Origin of the sequence: Xanthobacter lutulentifluminis (assembly GCF_043194675.2) — a bacterium.
Taxonomy (GTDB): Bacteria; Pseudomonadota; Alphaproteobacteria; order Rhizobiales; family Xanthobacteraceae; genus Xanthobacter.
Genome location: NZ_CM195525.1, coordinates 1,104,280 through 1,120,503, shown reverse-complemented (window position 1 = coordinate 1,120,503; position 16,224 = coordinate 1,104,280). Strand labels below are relative to the sequence as shown.

Here is a 16,224-nt window from a genome sequence, read left to right as displayed (position 1 = left end):
GACCCGTCGCGAGGACAGGAGCCAAGCCGTGACCGAGACCCCTGTTGCCGCCGCCGCGCCGGAGGCGATCTTCCCCGCCGCGCCCGCCAACCTCCTCATCGGCGCCTCGTCCCGCGCCGGCACCCATGGCGAGGTGCGCGGCATCGCCGCCGCCACCGGCGCGCCGCTGGAGCCCGCCTTCGGCGGCGCCACGCTTCAGGATCTCGACCGCGCCTGCGCCCTCGCGGCCGCGGCGTTCGATCCCTACCGCGCCCTGCCGCTGGACCGGCGCGCGGCCTTCCTGGAGCAGATCGCCGCCAATATTCTCGACATCGGCGACGCGCTCATCGTGCGCGCCATGGCCGAGACCGGCCTGCCGCGCGGCCGGCTGGAGGGCGAACGCGGCCGCACCGTGGGCCAGCTGCGCCTGTTCGCATCCGTGGTGCGCGACGGCGGCTTCCTCGACCTGCGCATCGACCCGGCGCTGCCGGAGCGCGCGCCGCTGCCGCGCTCCGACCTGCGCCTGCGCAATGTGCCGGTGGGGCCGGTGGCGGTGTTCGGCGCCTCCAACTTCCCGCTCGCCTTCTCGGTGGCGGGCGGCGACACCGCCTCCGCGCTCGCAGCCGGATGCCCGGTGGTGGTGAAGGCCCATTCCGCCCATCCCGGCACCTCGCTCCTCGTGGGGCAGGCGGTGCAGAAGGCGGTGGCGGATTGCGGCCTGCCGGAGGGCGTGTTCTCGCTGCTGTTCGATTCCGGCCGGGACGTCGGGCAGGGGCTGGTGGCCGATCCGCGCATCTGCGCCGTGGGCTTCACCGGCTCGCGCGGCGGCGGCACGGCCCTGATGAAGATCGCCGCCGCCCGGCCTGTGCCCATCCCGGTCTATGCGGAGATGAGCTCCATCAATCCGGTGCTGCTGTTCCCGGCGGCGCTGGAGGCGCGCGGCGCCGACATCGCCCGCGCCTTCGTCGGCTCGCTGACGCTGGGCGCCGGCCAGTTCTGCACCAACCCCGGGCTGCTGCTGGCTGTCGAGGGTGAGGGGCTCGACGCCTTCCTCGCCGCCGCCGCCGAGGCGCTGGCGGGGCAGGGCGCGGCGACCATGCTCACCCCCGGCATCCTCTCGGCCTATGAGGCCGGCGTCGCCCGCCTCGCGGGCAATGCTGCCGTCTCGACCGTCGCGCGCGGCGCGGCGGGGGAGGGACTGAAGGGGCAGGGCACCCTCTTCACCACGACGGCCGCCGCCTTCCTCGCCGATCCGGCGCTGCATGAGGAGGTGTTCGGAGCGGCCGCGCTGGTGGTGCGCTGCGCCGATGCGGCCGAGATCGCGGCCATCCTCGAGGCGCTGGAGGGCCAGCTCACGGCCGCGCTCCACATGGATGCGGCGGACCACGAGCGCGCCCGGGCGCTGCTGCCGCTGCTGGAGCGCAAGGTGGGGCGCATCCTCGTCAACGGCTTCGGCACGGGCGTGGAAGTGTGCCACGCCATGGTGCATGGCGGCCCGTTCCCCTCCACGGCGGACGGCCGCTCCACCTCGGTGGGAGCGCTCGCCATTGCCCGCTTCCTGCGCCCCGTCTGCTATCAGGACATGCCGGACGCCTTGCTCCCGCCCGAGCTGAAGGGCGAGGGCGCGCCGCACATGCCGGTCCGCCGCGACGGCAAGCTCGTGAAGGGAAGCGCTGCATGAACGCCCATCAGCCGTTCGAGATTTCCGGCCGCACGCGGGTGCTCGGCATCCTCGCCGACCCCATCGCCCACGTGAAGGCGCCGGCCGGCATCAATGCCATCGCCCGCCGCCGGGGGCGCGATGCGGTGATGGTGCCGTTCCAGGTGGCGCCGGAGAACCTCGCCGCCTTTGTGGCGAGCCTGCGGCACCTGAAGAGCTTCGACGGCGCGGTGGTGACCGTGCCGCACAAGGTTGCCGTCGTCGGCCTGTGCGATGTGGCCACCGATCGCGCCCGGGCCATCGGCGCCGCCAACGTGATCCGTCGCACCGCCGACGGGCGGATCGAGGCCGACATGCTGGACGGCGCCGGCTTCGTCGCGGGCCTGAAGGCCGGCGGCATCGATCCGAAGGGGATGGCCGCCCATCTTACCGGCGCGGGCGGGGCGGCCAACGCCATCGCCTTCGCCCTGGCCGAGGCCGGCGTGGCGCGCCTCACCCTCGCCAACCGCACCAGCGCCAAGGCCGCGGATCTCGCGGCGCGCGTCGCCGCCGCCTTTCCCGTCGTGCCGGTGGCGGTGGGCACGGATGATCCATCCGGCCACGACCTGATCGTCAATGGCACCACGCTCGGCATGCGGCCGGACGATCCGCTGCCCGTCGACGGCACGCGCCTCGCGCCGGACATGGTGGTGGCCGAGGTCATCATGGAGCCGGCGGAAACCGCGCTGCTCGCCGCCGCGCGGGCCAAGGGCTGCCGCACCCATCCGGGCCGGCCGATGCTCGATCACCAGCTGGAGCTGATGGCCGATTATTTCGGCCTCTGAGCGGGGGCGGCCGCCGCGCCGCCCATCGCGCCCCCCATGGACTGCAGCACCGCCTCGCTCGGCCAGCAATCCACCTTCAGCCCGGCGGACTTCTGATAGGCGCCCACGGCGGAGCGGGTGAGCATGCCGGCCTTGCCGTCGATCTTGTCGCCATAGAGGCCGAGGCGGGTGAGCTGGCGCTGCATGGCCTCGACCGACTTGGTCCGGAGCTGGGTGGAGGCGGACCACGGCGTGGCGAAGGGCGCGGGGTCCACCATCCGGTCGGAGAGGTGGCCGACGAACAGCACGTACAGGTCCGAGAAATTATACTGCTTGATGACGAAGTAGTTCTTCGTGGTGAGGAAGGAGGGGCCGTAGATCCCCTCCGGCTGCAGCAGCGAGGCCGGCTGCCCCTGCTCGGCGAAGGAGACGCGCTCGACCGGGGTGAAGCCGGCGCGCATCCATTCGCCGATGGATTTCTGCACCTCCGGTACCGCCAGGGTACAGTCCGCGCCGGCCGGCGCGCGCACCTCATAGGCCCAGTTGAGGCCGCCCTGCCAGCCCTTGTCGGCAAGCTGCTTGGCGGCCGAGCCGAGGGCGTCGGGCACCGAGTGCCAGATATCCACCCGCCCGTCGCCGTCCATGTCCACGCCGTGCTTGAAGTATTCGGAGGGCAGGAACTGGGTGAGGCCGGTGGCGCCGGCCCAGGAGGCGCGGAAATCCCGCCGCTCCACCGCGCCTTCGTCGAGGATCTTCAGGGCGAGGATGAACTCCTCGCGATACTGCTCCTTGCGCCGCCCCGCATAGGCCTGCGTCGCCACCACGCGCAGCGCATCGTAGGGGTTGGTATAGCGCCCGTAATCGGTCTCGCGGCCCCAGATGGCCAGCACCATGGTGCCGGGCACGCCGAACCGCCGCTCGATCTGCCCCAGCGTATCGCGATGCTTCTGCATCAGCCGCTGCCCCTCGGTGGCGAGGCGGGCGATGGTCGCCTCCTTCACGTAGCTCGCGGGCACCTGCACGAATTCCGCCTGCCCCGAGGCGCCGCTCGCCGGCCGCCCGGGCAGGGCGAGGTCGGGCAGCTTGTAGTCGGGCTCAAGGCCCCGCGTCTCCCGATCGAAGGTGGCGCGGGAGACCCCGGCCGCCTGCGCCTCCGGCCAGAGCGAGGCGATGAACTGGGAGAATGCGGCATCGGCGGCCTGCGCCGGAGCCGGTGACGCGACTGCCGCAAGCAGCAGCGCGAGGAGAAGAAGACGGCAGGATCTCACCGGATGGCCCACGCTTGGGTTTGCAACCGCGCGCAGGATACGCCGGGCGTCGTGTGGACCCAAATCCGGCAGGATTCGGTGTCCTGAGATTCGGTGTCCTGAGGCTCATTCCCCGTCGGGGGTCATGGCCATGATGTGGTCGAACGTGCGATCCGGCCGGAACAGGCAGCGCAGCTTCTTGATGCCCTCCGGTCCCTTGTCCGCCGTGCCGTCGATCCGGAAGCCGCCCCGCGCTTGCGCCGCCCGGCGCGCCGGTGAACTCGACCGACAGGCTGTAGCGGCAGGTGTCGCCGCGGCGTGCGGCGTTGCGCATCAGATAGACCTGCGCCCGATAGGTGCCGCCCGCCGGGATCGTGCGGCCGAACTCATTGCTCCCGGCCGCGCCCATGTGCACGGCCTGCGTCTCCCCCGACGCGAACACGTTGAAGAAGCAGAAGCGGTTGGACGGGGCGAACAGCAGCTGGAGCGTCTGCCCTTCCCGCGTTTCCAGGGTGTAGGCGACGCCGTCGTAGCCATGCACCTTGCCCTTCAGCGTCGCCGTGGTGGCGCCGGCGGGGAAGGCCACCGCCTCAATGCGATCGGCGGCGATGGCGGGAGCGCTTGCGAGCAGGGCTCCGGCGCAGGCGAGAAGGGCACGGTACATGCGGCCTCCATCGTCGCATCCTCGCAGGTTTCCTCCACCGGTGCTTGAGGCGCGTCAAACCTCGTCCGGTGCCATGTTCCGCGCCGACGAAACGGTCCGCAAAACCGCGCCGCGCCCCGTACCGGAGGGCCGTATGCGGCAGCTTGACACAGGCATCGGGCGGTGCGAGCCTTTGTCCGACAAAGCGGGCTTTCATGCAGATGTCCGACAGCCATACCGAGCGGTTCGACCGTATCCGCGTGCCGGCCGCCTACGAGATGGTGGCCGACGCCATCGAGGCGGAGATCGTCTCCGGCCGACTGCGCCCGGGCGACGAGATCGGCACGGAAGCGGCGCTGGTGCGGCAGTTCGGCGTGAACCGCTCCACCGTGCGCGAGGGCATCCGCGTGCTGGAGCAGGGCGGGCTGGTGCGGCGGGAGGCGAGCCGCAAGCTGTTCGTCTGCGAGCCGCGCGCCAGCGCGCTGACCAACCGCATGAGCCGGGCGCTGGTGCTGCAGGACGTGACGTTCCGCGAGCTGTACGAGGCGGCCCTCATCCTCGAGGTGGGGGCGGTGGAACGGGCGGTGGCGCTGGCCGACGGCGAGGCGCTGGCGGCGATGGAGGCCAATCAGGCGCGGCTGGAGGCGGTGCTCGACAATCCGGTGGCGGTGGCGGAGATCGATGCGGAGTTCCATGCGCTGCTGGCGCATGCCACGGGAAACCGCGTGCTGGAGCTGGCGCGCGAGCCGGCGGCGCGGCTGTTCTTCCCGACCTCCGAGATGATCTGCCGCCAGGTGCCCGAGGGGGCGACGCGCATGGCCGGGGCGCACCGTCACATCATCGCGGCGATCCGCGCCCGGGATGCGGAACAGGCGCGCACCTGGATGCGCCGCCATCTCGATGACTGGCGCAAGGGCTTCGTGCGCACCGGCCGCGACATGGACGCGCCGGTGGAGCGGATCTTCGCGCGCTATGCGCTCGGCCGGACGTCGTCGGCCTGGGAGTAGAACGAAAACCAGAATGATTCCCGGACGATGAGCCGGGAACGTCAGGGGAGGGAAGTGCCTTGGACAGGTTGACCCCGGGTGTTCGCGCCGGGGCGGCGGCGCCTGCCGTCGTCCGCTGGCCTGCAGTCGCTCCCCTCCCGCCCCGCCGGCGGGGGAGGCGGTCGTGAGCCGGCCGGGCGGGGGCGGAGGGGACGGGGCGGCGCATCTTCAGGTGCGGGATCTCGCCCTGTCGTTCGGCGGGCTGAAGGCGCTCACGGACGTCTCGTTCGAGGTGCGGCCCGGCAGCATCACCGCGCTGATCGGGCCCAACGGCGCCGGCAAGACCTCGCTTTTCAACTGCATTTCCGGCTTCTACCGGCCGCGCGGCGGCGCCATCCTGCTCGACGGCGCGGACATCACCGCCTCCCATCCGCCGGCGCGGGCGCGCGCCGGGCTGGCCCGAACCTTCCAGAACATCGCCCTGTTCAAGGGCATGACGGTTCTGGACAACATCAAGCTCGGCCGGCACGCCCATATGCGCACCAACCTGTTGCAGGCGCTCGCCTATTGGGGCTCGGCCCGGCGCGAGGAGATGGCGCTGCGCGCCGAGGTGGAGCGCGACATCATCGACTTTCTCGAAATCGACCACATCCGCAACCGCCCGGTCGCCTCTCTCTCCTATGGGTTGCAGAAGCGGGTGGAGCTCGCCCGCGCGCTCGCCATGCGGCCGCGCCTGCTGATGCTCGACGAGCCGGTGGCGGGGATGAACCGGGAGGAGACCGAGGACATGGCCCGCTTCATCCTCGACGTGAAGGAGGAGTGGGGCATCTCCATCCTCATGGTGGAGCACGACATGGGGATGGTGATGGACATCTCCGACCACGTGGTGGTGCTCAATTTCGGCAAGGTCATCGCGCAGGGCCTTCCGGCCGAGGTGCAGGGCGACCCGCAGGTGGCGGCGGCCTATCTCGGCTCGGGCGATCCGGCGGAACTGATGCGGCGGCTCGCCGGGGTGGGGGAGGCGGCCTGATGGACTGGCTGTTCTTCACCGAGGTGACGCTGGCCGGCCTCGGCTCCGGCGCGCTGCTCTCCCTCACCGCCCTGTCGTTCGTGCTGATCTACAAGGCGACGCGGGTCATCAACCTCGCGGTGGGCGAGATCCTGATGCTGGGCGGCTACCTGTTCTTCGCCTTCGTCACCGCCTTCGGGTTGTCCTCCTGGGTCGCCATCCCGCTCGCCATCGCCGGCGGCGGGCTGGTGGGGATGGCGGTGGAGCGGGCGCTGATCCGGCCTATGCTGGGGGAGAGCGCCATCTCCGTCTTCATGGTCACGGTGGGGCTCGGCTCGGTGCTGATCGGCGCGGTGGAGCTGGTGTGGAACACCGATCCGCGCGCCCTGCCGGACTTCATGGGCGCGGCGCCGGTGTTCATCGGCGAGGCCTACGTCTCGCGCAAGATCGCCATCGGCTTCGTCGTGGCGGCCATCGTCATCGCCCTGTTCCTGCTGCTGTTCCGCTTCTGGCGCGGCGGCATCGCGCTCAGGGCCACCGCCACCGACCAGGCGGCGGCCTATTCCTGCGGCATCGACGTGCCGGGCGTGTTCTCGCTGGCGTGGATGATCGCCTGCGCCACCGCGGCGGGGGCGGGCATCCTGGTGGGGGCGATCGGCGGCATCTCGCCCAACATGGGGGTGTTCGGCCTTTCGGCGCTGGTGGTGGTCATCATCGGCGGGCTCGACAGCGTGCTGGGCGCGCTGGTGGCCGGGATGCTCATCGGCGTGGTGGAGGCCTGGGCCGGCACCTTCCTCGGCGGGGACTACAAGCTCGTCACCACCTTCTCCCTCCTCATCGCGGCGCTGATGATCCGGCCCTATGGCCTGTTCGGCACCGTGGAAATCGAGCGGCTCTGATGCGCATCGCCACCGCGAAGGAAACCTACGTCGCCGACGAGGGCCTGCTCGTCACCGCCACCCAGCGGGCGTGGATGGGGGTGCTGGTCCTGGTGCTGGCGCTGGCGCCGTTCGTGCTCAACGCCTACTGGCTCTATCTCGCCTGCCTCGTGGCCATCAACGTCGCCAGCGCCACCGGGCTCAACATCCTCACCGGCTATACCGGCCTCGTCAGCCTCGGGCAGGCGGCGTTCATGGCGGTGGGAGCCTATGCGGTGGCGTTCCTGGAGGCACGGCTCGGCACGCCCTTCCTCCTCAACATCCTTGCCGCCGGCCTCGTGGCGGCGCTGGCGGGGGTGGCGGTGGGGCTGCCGAGCCTGCGGGTGAAGGGCCTTTATCTGGCCATCGCCACCATCGCGGCCTCCTTCATCCTCCACTTCGTGTTCACCCACTGGGCCGCGGTGACCGGCGGCGTGCGGGGCGTGAACGTGCCGCCGGCGCGGCTCGCCGGCATCGATCTCGTCACCCCGTTCGCGCTCTATTTCGTCATCGTGCCGGTCACGGCGCTGATGGTGCTCGGCGCGGCCAACCTGTTCCGCACGCGCATCGGCCGGGCCTTCATCGCCATCCGCGACCGGGACATCTCGGCCGAGGTGCTGGGCATCCCGCTGCTGAAGTACAAGCTGATGAGCTTCGCCCTGTCGTCCTTCTACGCCGGCATGGCGGGCGGCATGTGGGCCTATTTCTTCCGCGTGGTGACGCCGGAGAGCTTTCCCTTCGCCACCTCCATCTTCTTCCTCGCGGCGGTGATCGTGGGCGGGCTCGGCACCATCATGGGGCCGATCCTCGGCGCCGCTTTCATGACGCTGGTGCCGGAGCTGCTGAAATACGTGGTGGAGTGGCTCGGCCCGGTCTTCCCCAATGCCGGGGCGGCGCTGTCGCCGGTGCGCACCATCGTGTTCGGCGCGCTCATCATCCTGTTCCTCGTGTTCGAGCCGCAGGGGCTCGCCGAGCTGGTGCGCCGCGTCCGGCGCTTCTTTCACCTGTGGCCGTTCAGGACCTGACGGATCACCGCGCGTTCAGGAGGCGCCGGCCAACGGCGCCCGGATGAGGAAGACCGAAGGAAGGAAACGCCAATGACCAAGAGACGCCATTTCAGCAGACGCCAAGTCATGGGCCAGGTCATGGGCCTCGCCGCCGGCGCCGGCCTCGCCTCGGCCTTCCCCGGCCTCACCGTGCGCGCGCAGGAGAGGGAGCTGGTGATCGGCGGCTCCATCCCGCTCACGGGCGTGTTCGCCTTCGCCGGGGTGGCCATCGAGGCCGGCATCTCCGACTATGTGAAGCTCACCAACGAGGCCGGCGGCATCGCCGGGCGCAAGCTGCGCCTCGCCTATGAGGACACCGCCTACAAGGTCGACCAGTCGGTGGCGGTGTTCAACAAGCTCACCACCCAGAACGACATCCACCTCTACTATGGCGACTCCACCGGCTTCGCCAAGACCATCAACGAGGAGCTCAACCGCCGCGGCACCATCCTGATGGCCGGCGCCTCCTTCGGCAGCGAGCTCAACAATCCGGAGAAGTTCCCGTTCCAGTTCATGGCCGGTCCGGATTACGTGGAGATGATCGCCATCCTGCTCGAATACATCGCGAAGACGCAGAAGGGCGCGAAGATCGTCTTCGTGAACTCCGACACCGAGTTCGGCCGCGATCCCATCGAGGCGAGCGTGAAGCGGGCGAAGGAGATGGGCCTCGAGGTGGTGGGCCAGATCGTCACCCCGCCGAGCGCGGTGGACGTCTCCACCGAGATCCTGAAGCTGCGCCGCGCCAATCCCGACTACACCATCTTCCACGGCTACGTGCTGGCGCCGCTGCCGGAATTCCTCAATCAGGCCAAGCAGCTGGGGCTGAAATCGAAGTTCATGGGCACGTTCTGGTCCATGGACAACTCGCTGTGGGCCAACGTGGGCGAGCCCGCCGACGGCTTCATGGGCGTGATGCCCTACCGCTATTACTACGACACCGCCCCGGACGCGCCCATCCTGGAGAAGATCCGCAAGATGCGCCCCACCTATCAGGCCACCGGCTACATGCAGGGCTTCCTCACCGCCATGCTCATGGGCGAGGCGGCGAAGCGCACGCTGGACGCGGGCAGGGAGCTGAACGGGCGCAACCTGAAGGCCGCCCTCAACTCCATCAAGGATTTCGACACCGGTGGCATCATGGGCGTGCCCATCTCGGTGCCCGGCAATTCGGTGCCCGTGGGCCGCATCTACCAGTTCAGCGCCGCCGACAAGCAGATGAAGCCGGCGTCCGACTGGATCAGCCTGAAGAAATGACCGCCATGAGCGCCAACACCATCCTCGAGGTCAGCAACATCGAGGTCGTCTACAACAAGACGGTGCAGGTGCTGCGCGGCCTCTCCCTGCGGGTGGAGGAGGGCCGCGTGGTGGCCCTGCTCGGCTCCAACGGGGCGGGCAAGTCCACCACGCTGAAGGCGGTGTCGAACCTGCTGCCGCTGGAGGACGGGGCGGTCACGGCCGGGTCGATCCGCTTCGACGGCGCCCCGCTCGCCGCGCTGCCGCCGCACGGACTGGTGCGGCGCGGCCTGTTCCACGTGATGGAGGGGCGGCGCATCTTCGAGGATCTCACCGTGGAGGAGAACCTCGTCGCCGCCACCTATGCCCTCACCGGGCGCAAGGCCAAGCCCTCCTCCTTCGACCACGTGTACGCCTACTTTCCCCGCCTGTTCGAGCGGCGGAGCGGGCGGGCGGGCTATCTCTCCGGCGGCGAGCAGCAGATGCTCGCCATCGGCCGCGCGCTGGTGGCCGAGCCGCGGCTGATCCTTCTGGACGAGCCCTCCCTCGGCCTCTCGCCGAAGCTGGTGGAGGAGATCTTCACCATCATCGCCCGCATCAACCGCGAGCGCGGCGTCTCCATGCTGCTGGTGGAGCAGAACGCGGCGGTGGCGCTCGCGGTCTCGCACTACGGCTACATCATGGAGACGGGCAAGATCGTGCTCGACGGGCCCACCGAGCGCCTCATGGCCGACCAGGACGTGCGCGAGTTCTACCTCGGCATGGCGGGGGAGGCGGGGGCGCGCTCCTATCGCGACATCAAGCACTACAAGCGCCGCAAGCGCTGGCTCTCCTGAGCCGGCGACCCCGAGCCCGCCGCCGAGGCCCCGACCATGACCGCGCCCGCCTTTCCCGACCTGACCCTGCCGCAGATGCTGCGCGAGCGCGCCCGGCGCGAGCCGGCGCGCACCGCCATCCGCCAGAAGGATTTCGGCATCTGGAACCCGGTGAGCTGGAAGGCCTATTTCGAGCGGGCCGCCCATGCCGGCTATGGCCTGCGGGCGCTGGGCCTGCCCGCCGGCGGGCATGTGGCGGTGCTCTCCGAGAACCGGGTGGAGTGGGTGCTGGCCCAGCTCGGCGCCAACCTCGTGGGGGCGGTGGCGGTGGGCGTCTATCCCACCAGCCCGGCCAACGAGGTGGCCTACGTGCTCGGCCATTCGCAGGCGGAGATCGTGGTCTGCGAGGACCAGGAGCAGGTGGACAAGGTGCTGGAGCGGCGCGACGAGCTGCCCCGGCTGCGGCAGGTGGTGGTGATGGAGACCAAGGGCCTGCGCGGTTACGCCCCCGGCCTCGTGGTCTCGTTCGACGAGCTGCTGGAGCGCGGCGCCCGCCACATGGCCGCCGAGCCGGGACTGGTGGAGGCGGCGCTGGCGGCCCAGTCCCTGGCCGACATCGCGCTCGTCATCTACACCTCCGGCTCCACCGGAAAGCCCAAGGGGGCGATGCTCAGCTACGCCAACCTGCGGGCGCAGGCCATCGCCATCACCGAGCGGCTGGAACTGGACGCGGCCACCACCCACGTCTCCTATTTGCCCCTGTGCCACGTGGCCGAGCAGATGCTCACCACCATGACGCCCATCTATCTCGGCTCGCAGGTGAATTTCGGCGAGAGCATCCGCACCATCCAGGAGGACCTGCGCGAGGTGGCGCCCTCCATGTTCCTCGGCGTGCCGCGCATCTGGGAGAAGCTGCACGCCGCCATCTACATCAAGATGCTGGAGGCGGGCGGGGCGCGCCGCGTCCTGTTCGAGCGGCTGGTGAAGGCGTGCGAGCCGTTCGCCGAGACGCCGCGCGCGGCGCGCACCCTGCGCCAGCGCGCGCTGTTCTTCCTTGCCTATCTGCTGTTCTTCCGGGCGCTGCAGAACTTCATCGGCCTGCGCCGGGCCAAGGTGGCCATGACCGGGGCGGCGCCCATCTCGCCGCATATCGTGCGCTTCTTCCGCACCATCGGCGTGCCGCTGATCGAGGTCTATGGCGCCACCGAGACCTCGGGCATGGCCACCGGCCAGCGGCTCGACGACCTCAGGCCCGGATGCGTCGGCCCGGCGGCCGAGGGCGTGGAGGTGGCGCGCGGCGACCAGGGCGAGCTGCTGGTGCGCGGGGCCATCGTCTTCGCCGGCTACTACCGCAACGAGGAGGCCACCCGCGCCGCCCTGCGGGACGGCTGGCTGCACACCGGCGACGTGGTGGAGTTCGTGGACGGGCAGGTGAAGATCGTCGACCGCCTGAAGGACATCATGATCACCGCCGGCGGCAAGAACCTGAGCCCCTCCGAGATCGAGAACGTGGCCAAGGGCAGCGCCTTCATCAAGGAGTGCATCGTCATCGGCGAGGCGCGCAAATATGTCTCGGCGCTGGTCCAGATCGATTTCGAGACCGTGGGCAAGTGGGCCGAGGAGAGCAGCGTCGCCTACACCAATTTCCGCAACCTGGTGGAGAACCCGAAGGTGCGGGCGCTGATCGAGGGCGAGATCGCCCGCGCCAACGCCCAGCTGGCGCAGGTCTCGCACATCCGCCGCTTCCATCTGCTCACCAAGGAGCTCGACCACGACGACGACGAGGTGACGGCCACCATGAAGGTGCGCCGCTCCAACATCCACACCAAGTATTCGGCCGAGATCGAAAGTCTCTACGCCGGCGCGTGAGGCCGCCCGGAACCGGCCCGCGGAGGAGGGAGAGATGCCCGACGCCTTCATCTTCGATCATGTACGCACCCCGCGCGGGCGCGGCCGGGCGGACGGCGCGCTGCACGCGGCGACGCCGGTGCATCTCGCCGCCACCGTGCTCGGCGCCCTGCGCGAGCGCGCGGGCCTCGATACGGCGCGGGTGGATGACGTGGTGATGGGCATCGTCATGCCGGTGGGCGAGCAGGGCCAGTGCCTGCCGCGCATCGCCGCCCTCCACGCCGGCTACGCGCAGGAGGTGGCCGGCGTGCAGGTGAACCGCTTCTGCGGCTCGGGGCTGGAGGCGGTCAACATGGCCGCCGCCAAGGTCATGGCGGGGCAGGCCGACCTCGTGGTGGCGGGCGGCTGCGAGTCCATGTCGCGCGTGCCCATCCTGTCCGACGGCGGCGCCTGGAGCACCGATCCGGCGGTGGCGTTCGGCACCTGTTTCGTGCCGCAGGGCATCAGCGCCGACCTGATCGCCACCAAATGGGGCTATGGGCGGCCCGCGCTCGACGCCTTCGCCGTGGAGAGCCACCGCCGCGCCGCCCGCGCCTGGGCGGAAGGCCGCTTCGCGCGCAGCATCGTGCCGGTGCGCGACCACGTGGGCGAGGTGATGCTCGACCGGGACGAGACCGTGCGGGCGGGCTGCACGGTGGATGATCTGGCGCGGCTGAAGCCCGCGTTCGCGGCCATGGGCGCGGACGCCGGCTTCGACGACATCGCGCGCCTGCGCTACCCGCAGGTGGGGGAGATCGCCCACGTCCACCACGCCGGCAATTCCTCCGGCATCGTCGACGGGGCGGCGGCGCTCCTCATCGGAACACGCGAAGCGGGGGCGGCGGCGGGGCTTGCCCCCCGCGCCCGCATCCGCGCCTTCGCCGAGGTGGGCAGCGAGCCCACCATCATGCTCACCGCCCCCGCCTTCGCGGCGGAGAAGGCGCTGCGGCGCGCCGGCATGACGGCGGCCGACATCGACCTCTACGAGGTGAACGAGGCGTTCGCCGCGGTCGCCCTGCGCTTCATGGAAGCGCTGGCGCTGGACCCGGAGGCGGTGAACGTGAACGGCGGCGCCATCGCCATGGGCCACCCCCTCGGCGCGACGGGCGCCATGATCCTCGGCACCGTGCTGGACGAGCTGGAACGCACAGGCAAGGCCACCGCCCTCGCCACCTTGTGCATCGGCGCCGGCATGGGCGTCGCCACCATCATCGAGCGGGTCTGAGCCATGCTGCGCACTGAGATCGACGCCGAAGGCATCGCCACCCTCGTCCTCGACCTGCCCGGCCGCTCCATGAACGTCATGGACTGGGCGCTCGCCGCCGCCCTCGGCGCGCAGGTGGAGCGCCTTGCCGCCGATCCGGCGGTGACGGGCCTCATCCTCACCTCGGGCAAGGCGTCCTTCATGGCGGGGGCCGACCTCGCCATCATGCGCGACCTCGCCGCGCCGGGCGTCACGGCGGGCGATGCGGCGCGGCGGGTGGCGGCGATCGGCGCAACGTTCCGGCGCATGGAGACCTGCGGCAAGCCGGTGGTGGCGGCCGCGCCCGGCACCGCGCTGGGCGCCGGGCTGGAGCTGATGCTCGCCTGCCACCACCGCATCGCCGCCGATGCGCCGAAGGCGGCATTCGGCCTGCCGGAGGTGAAGCTCGGCCTCCTGCCGGGGGCAGGCGGCACCCAGCGCCTGCCGCGCCTCGTGGGCCTCGCCGGCGCCCTGCCGCTGCTGGTGGAGGGTCGCGCCCTCACGGCCGGGGAGGCGCTGGCCCTCGGCATCCTCGACGAGGTGGTGCCGACCGAGGGGCTGCTTCACGCCGCCCGCATGGTGCTGCGCGAGCGGCGGGTGTCCCCCGTCGCGCCGTGGGACGCGAAGGGGTTCCACTGGCCCGGCGATGCGCCCGCCAGTGCCCATGCGCAGGAACTGTTCGCCCTGTGGAACGCCCGCACCCTCGCCGCCACCTGCGGCAACGATCCCGCCCCGCGCGCCATCCTCTCCAGCGTGTATGAGGGCGCCCGCCTGCCCTTCGACGCGGCGCTGAAGGTGGAGCGGGACCTGTTCGCGACGCTGGTGCGGGGCCCGGTGGCGCAGGCGCGGATCCGCACGCAGTTCTTCGCCCGGCAGGCGAGCGAGCGCGCCGGCCGCCGCGCCGGCGATCCGGCCGATCCGCTGGTCGCGGCGGGCCGCGCCGCCTATGCCGCCGAGGCCCGGGCGCTGCTGGCCGAGGGCGCCTCCCCCGTGCTGGTGGAGAACGTGGCCCGCGCCGCCGGCTTCACGCGGGGGCCGCTCACCGGCGGCGGAGCGAGCGCCGCCTCGCCCGACGGGCCGTCCGCGGCGCCGCTGGCCGTGCTGCCGGAGGAAACGGCGTCCGCTGCCGCGCGCCGGCATCCGGACGCGGAGGCACCGCCGTCGCAGGCCGCGCCCGCCACGCCGCCGGAGGGATCAGCGCCGCCCGTATCGGGACCGACGGTGCAGCCTTCGCCCGGCGCGTCGGCCACCGGCTCGCTGCCCGCTGGCCGAGGCGCGTCCGCGCAGGGGACGCCCGTCATGCCGCCCGCCGGCGCGTCGCCGCCGTATCTGGCCCCCCTCGCCCCGCCCGTAGCCGCCCCTCCATCCGGCACCCCGCCATCCGGCGCCGTGTTCCCGCCCGCCGGCCCCGCGTGCGAGACCGTGCCCGCCCCTGCGCCCGAAGAGGCACGCGAGCGGCTGCTCCTCGCGCCGGTGCTGGCGGTCATCCGCGCGCTGGGGGCGGATCGGCCGGCGGCGCCGGATCTGGTGGATCTCGACGCCGTGACGGGATGGGGCTTTCCCGCCTGGACCGGCGGGCCCTTGTCCTACGCCGACAGGATCGGCGCGGCCGCGCTTGCCGCGCGCTGCGAGGCCCTGGCCGCCCGCCACGGCCCGCGCTTCGCCGCGCCGCCGCTGATCGTGACCCTTGCCGGCAGCCGCGCCGGCTTCCACGCCGGCTTCCACTCCATGCCCGGGACGGCGGCCTGAGCGCCGCCGCCCGTTTCCCTTTCCTCCCACCATCCGGACCGTCTCATGCCTCTTCCCGCCGCGCTTTCCGGCCGCCTCAGGATCCCCGCCGTCGCCTCCCCCATGTTCCTCACCTCGGGACCCGATCTCGTGGTGGAGGTGTGCCGCGCCGGCGTGCTCGGCACCTTCCCGGCGCTCAACGCGCGCACCAGCGAGGGCTTCTCGCAGTGGCTGGACGACATCGACGCCCGGCTCGCCGACGCCCCCGGCGCGGCGCCCTACGGCGTGAACCTCATCGTCCACAAGTCCAACCCGCGCCTTCAGGCGGACCTCGCCATCTGCGCCCGCCACAAGGTGCCGGTGGTCATCACCTCGCTGGGCGCGGTGAAGGATCTGGTGGACGTGGTGCACGGCTACGGCGGCCTCGTGTTCCACGATGTCATCAGCCGGCGCCATGCGGAGAAGGCGGCGGAGGCGGGGGTGGACGGCATCATCGCCGTCTCGGCGGGCGCGGGCGGCCATGCCGGCACCATCAGCCCGTTCGCTCTGGTGAGCGAGATCCGCCGCATCTTCGACGGCACCATCCTGATGGCCGGGGCCATCAACACCGGTGCCCAGATCCTCGCGGCGCGGGCAGCGGGGGCGGACCTCGCCTACATGGGCACCCGCTTCATCGCCACCCGCGAGGCGATGGTGAGCGAAGGGTTCAAGGACATGATCCTCGCCAGCTCCGCCGCCGATATCTTCTACACCTCGGCCATCAGCGGGGTGAACGCCAACTTCCTGCGCCCGAGCATCGTCGCCGCCGGGCTCGACCCGGACAATCTCAAGTCCCACGGCGCCCTCGACATGGCGAGCGAGGCCAAGGCGTGGAAGACCATCTGGTCGGCCGGGCAGGGGGTGGGCGGCATCGACGCGGTGATGCCGGCGGCCGAGCTGTGCGACCAGCTGGCGCGGGAATACCGTGCGGCGGTGGAGGCGGCCGCGGCCGATCCGTTCGTGGCGCGCATGGCGGCCGGCTGAGGCCG

14 protein-coding genes are annotated in these 16,224 nt (G+C 71.4%); 13 read left to right on the top strand and 1 reads right to left on the bottom strand.

The features are described from left to right. The first annotated feature begins 67 nt into the window (after nucleotides 1-67). Complete coding sequence (locus V5F49_RS05105) at nucleotides 68-1,660, top strand: aldehyde dehydrogenase (NADP(+)) (protein ID WP_394116291.1); 1,593 nt, start codon at nucleotides 68-70, stop codon at nucleotides 1,658-1,660. Further along, nucleotides 1,657-2,463 (top strand): shikimate dehydrogenase family protein, encoded by an 807-nt coding sequence (locus V5F49_RS05100; RefSeq protein WP_394116168.1) that lies wholly within the window; start codon nucleotides 1,657-1,659, stop codon nucleotides 2,461-2,463. Before V5F49_RS05105 ends, V5F49_RS05100 begins: the two co-directional genes overlap by 4 nt. On the opposite strand, the gene V5F49_RS05095 is transcribed toward V5F49_RS05100, so the two are convergent. Beyond that, the gene (locus V5F49_RS05095) at nucleotides 2,448-3,710 is read right to left on the bottom strand and encodes a lytic murein transglycosylase (RefSeq protein WP_394116169.1); all 1,263 of its coding nucleotides are present in this window, start codon (nucleotides 3,708-3,710) and stop codon (nucleotides 2,448-2,450) included. The two genes, V5F49_RS05100 and V5F49_RS05095, sit on opposite strands and share 16 nt — an antisense overlap. 130 nt (nucleotides 3,711-3,840) lie before the next feature. Between V5F49_RS05095 and V5F49_RS05090 the strand changes: the two genes are divergently transcribed. From V5F49_RS05090 to V5F49_RS05040, 11 genes are all read left to right on the top strand, one after another. After that, entirely contained in the window at nucleotides 3,841-4,401 is a 561-nt protein-coding gene (locus V5F49_RS05090) for a hypothetical protein (protein WP_394116170.1), read from the top strand. Nucleotides 4,402-4,547: 146 nt separating this feature from the next. Continuing rightward, a complete protein-coding gene (locus V5F49_RS05085; protein ID WP_394116171.1) occupies nucleotides 4,548-5,339 on the top strand; it encodes a FadR/GntR family transcriptional regulator in 792 nt (263 codons plus the stop codon). A 163-nt stretch (nucleotides 5,340-5,502) separates the two neighbouring features. Beyond that, nucleotides 5,503-6,348: an ABC transporter ATP-binding protein gene (locus tag V5F49_RS05080; RefSeq protein WP_394116172.1), complete on the top strand. Its 846-nt coding sequence runs from the start codon at nucleotides 5,503-5,505 to the stop codon at nucleotides 6,346-6,348. Next, on the top strand, nucleotides 6,348-7,226 hold the full coding sequence (locus V5F49_RS05075) for a branched-chain amino acid ABC transporter permease (protein ID WP_394116173.1): 879 nt from the start codon (nucleotides 6,348-6,350) through the stop codon (nucleotides 7,224-7,226). Before V5F49_RS05080 ends, V5F49_RS05075 begins: the two co-directional genes overlap by 1 nt. After that, complete coding sequence (locus V5F49_RS05070) at nucleotides 7,226-8,269, top strand: branched-chain amino acid ABC transporter permease (RefSeq protein WP_394116174.1); 1,044 nt, start codon at nucleotides 7,226-7,228, stop codon at nucleotides 8,267-8,269. The genes V5F49_RS05075 and V5F49_RS05070 overlap by 1 nt, the downstream gene beginning before the upstream one ends. Nucleotides 8,270-8,377: 108 nt before the next feature. Further along, nucleotides 8,378-9,544: an ABC transporter substrate-binding protein gene (locus tag V5F49_RS05065; RefSeq protein WP_509210747.1), complete on the top strand. Its 1,167-nt coding sequence runs from the start codon at nucleotides 8,378-8,380 to the stop codon at nucleotides 9,542-9,544. A gap of 5 nt (nucleotides 9,545-9,549) precedes the next feature. Next, complete coding sequence (locus V5F49_RS05060; protein ID WP_394116176.1) at nucleotides 9,550-10,359, top strand: ABC transporter ATP-binding protein; 810 nt, start codon at nucleotides 9,550-9,552, stop codon at nucleotides 10,357-10,359. A gap of 36 nt (nucleotides 10,360-10,395) precedes the next feature. Further along, nucleotides 10,396-12,207, top strand: coding sequence for an AMP-dependent synthetase/ligase (locus tag V5F49_RS05055; protein WP_394116177.1), 1,812 nt, complete (start codon nucleotides 10,396-10,398; stop codon nucleotides 12,205-12,207). A gap of 34 nt (nucleotides 12,208-12,241) precedes the next feature. Further along, nucleotides 12,242-13,450, top strand: coding sequence for an acetyl-CoA C-acetyltransferase (locus tag V5F49_RS05050; RefSeq protein ID WP_394116178.1), 1,209 nt, complete (start codon nucleotides 12,242-12,244; stop codon nucleotides 13,448-13,450). 3 nt (nucleotides 13,451-13,453) lie between these two features. After that, nucleotides 13,454-15,217, top strand: coding sequence for an enoyl-CoA hydratase-related protein (locus V5F49_RS05045; protein ID WP_394116179.1), 1,764 nt, complete (start codon nucleotides 13,454-13,456; stop codon nucleotides 15,215-15,217). 45 nt (nucleotides 15,218-15,262) lie between these two features. Next, nucleotides 15,263-16,219: an NAD(P)H-dependent flavin oxidoreductase gene (locus tag V5F49_RS05040; RefSeq protein ID WP_394116180.1), complete on the top strand. Its 957-nt coding sequence runs from the start codon at nucleotides 15,263-15,265 to the stop codon at nucleotides 16,217-16,219. The last annotated feature ends 5 nt before the right edge of the window (nucleotides 16,220-16,224 follow it).

What these genes read in the sequence shown, in the direction of transcription:
- V5F49_RS05100 (WP_394116168.1), top strand. Translation starts at nt 1,657, where the DNA reads ATGAACGCCCATCAGCCGTTCGAGATTTCCGGCCGCACGCGGGTGCTC.
- V5F49_RS05090 (WP_394116170.1), top strand. Translation starts at nt 3,841, where the DNA reads ATGATGTGGTCGAACGTGCGATCCGGCCGGAACAGGCAGCGCAGCTTC.
- V5F49_RS05085 (WP_394116171.1), top strand. Translation starts at nt 4,548, where the DNA reads ATGCAGATGTCCGACAGCCATACCGAGCGGTTCGACCGTATCCGCGTG.
- V5F49_RS05075 (WP_394116173.1), top strand. Translation starts at nt 6,348, where the DNA reads ATGGACTGGCTGTTCTTCACCGAGGTGACGCTGGCCGGCCTCGGCTCC.
- V5F49_RS05070 (WP_394116174.1), top strand. Translation starts at nt 7,226, where the DNA reads ATGCGCATCGCCACCGCGAAGGAAACCTACGTCGCCGACGAGGGCCTG.
- V5F49_RS05065 (WP_509210747.1), top strand. Translation starts at nt 8,378, where the DNA reads ATGGGCCAGGTCATGGGCCTCGCCGCCGGCGCCGGCCTCGCCTCGGCC.
- V5F49_RS05060 (WP_394116176.1), top strand. Translation starts at nt 9,550, where the DNA reads ATGAGCGCCAACACCATCCTCGAGGTCAGCAACATCGAGGTCGTCTAC.
- V5F49_RS05055 (WP_394116177.1), top strand. Translation starts at nt 10,396, where the DNA reads ATGACCGCGCCCGCCTTTCCCGACCTGACCCTGCCGCAGATGCTGCGC.
- V5F49_RS05050 (WP_394116178.1), top strand. Translation starts at nt 12,242, where the DNA reads ATGCCCGACGCCTTCATCTTCGATCATGTACGCACCCCGCGCGGGCGC.
- V5F49_RS05045 (WP_394116179.1), top strand. Translation starts at nt 13,454, where the DNA reads ATGCTGCGCACTGAGATCGACGCCGAAGGCATCGCCACCCTCGTCCTC.
- V5F49_RS05040 (WP_394116180.1), top strand. Translation starts at nt 15,263, where the DNA reads ATGCCTCTTCCCGCCGCGCTTTCCGGCCGCCTCAGGATCCCCGCCGTC.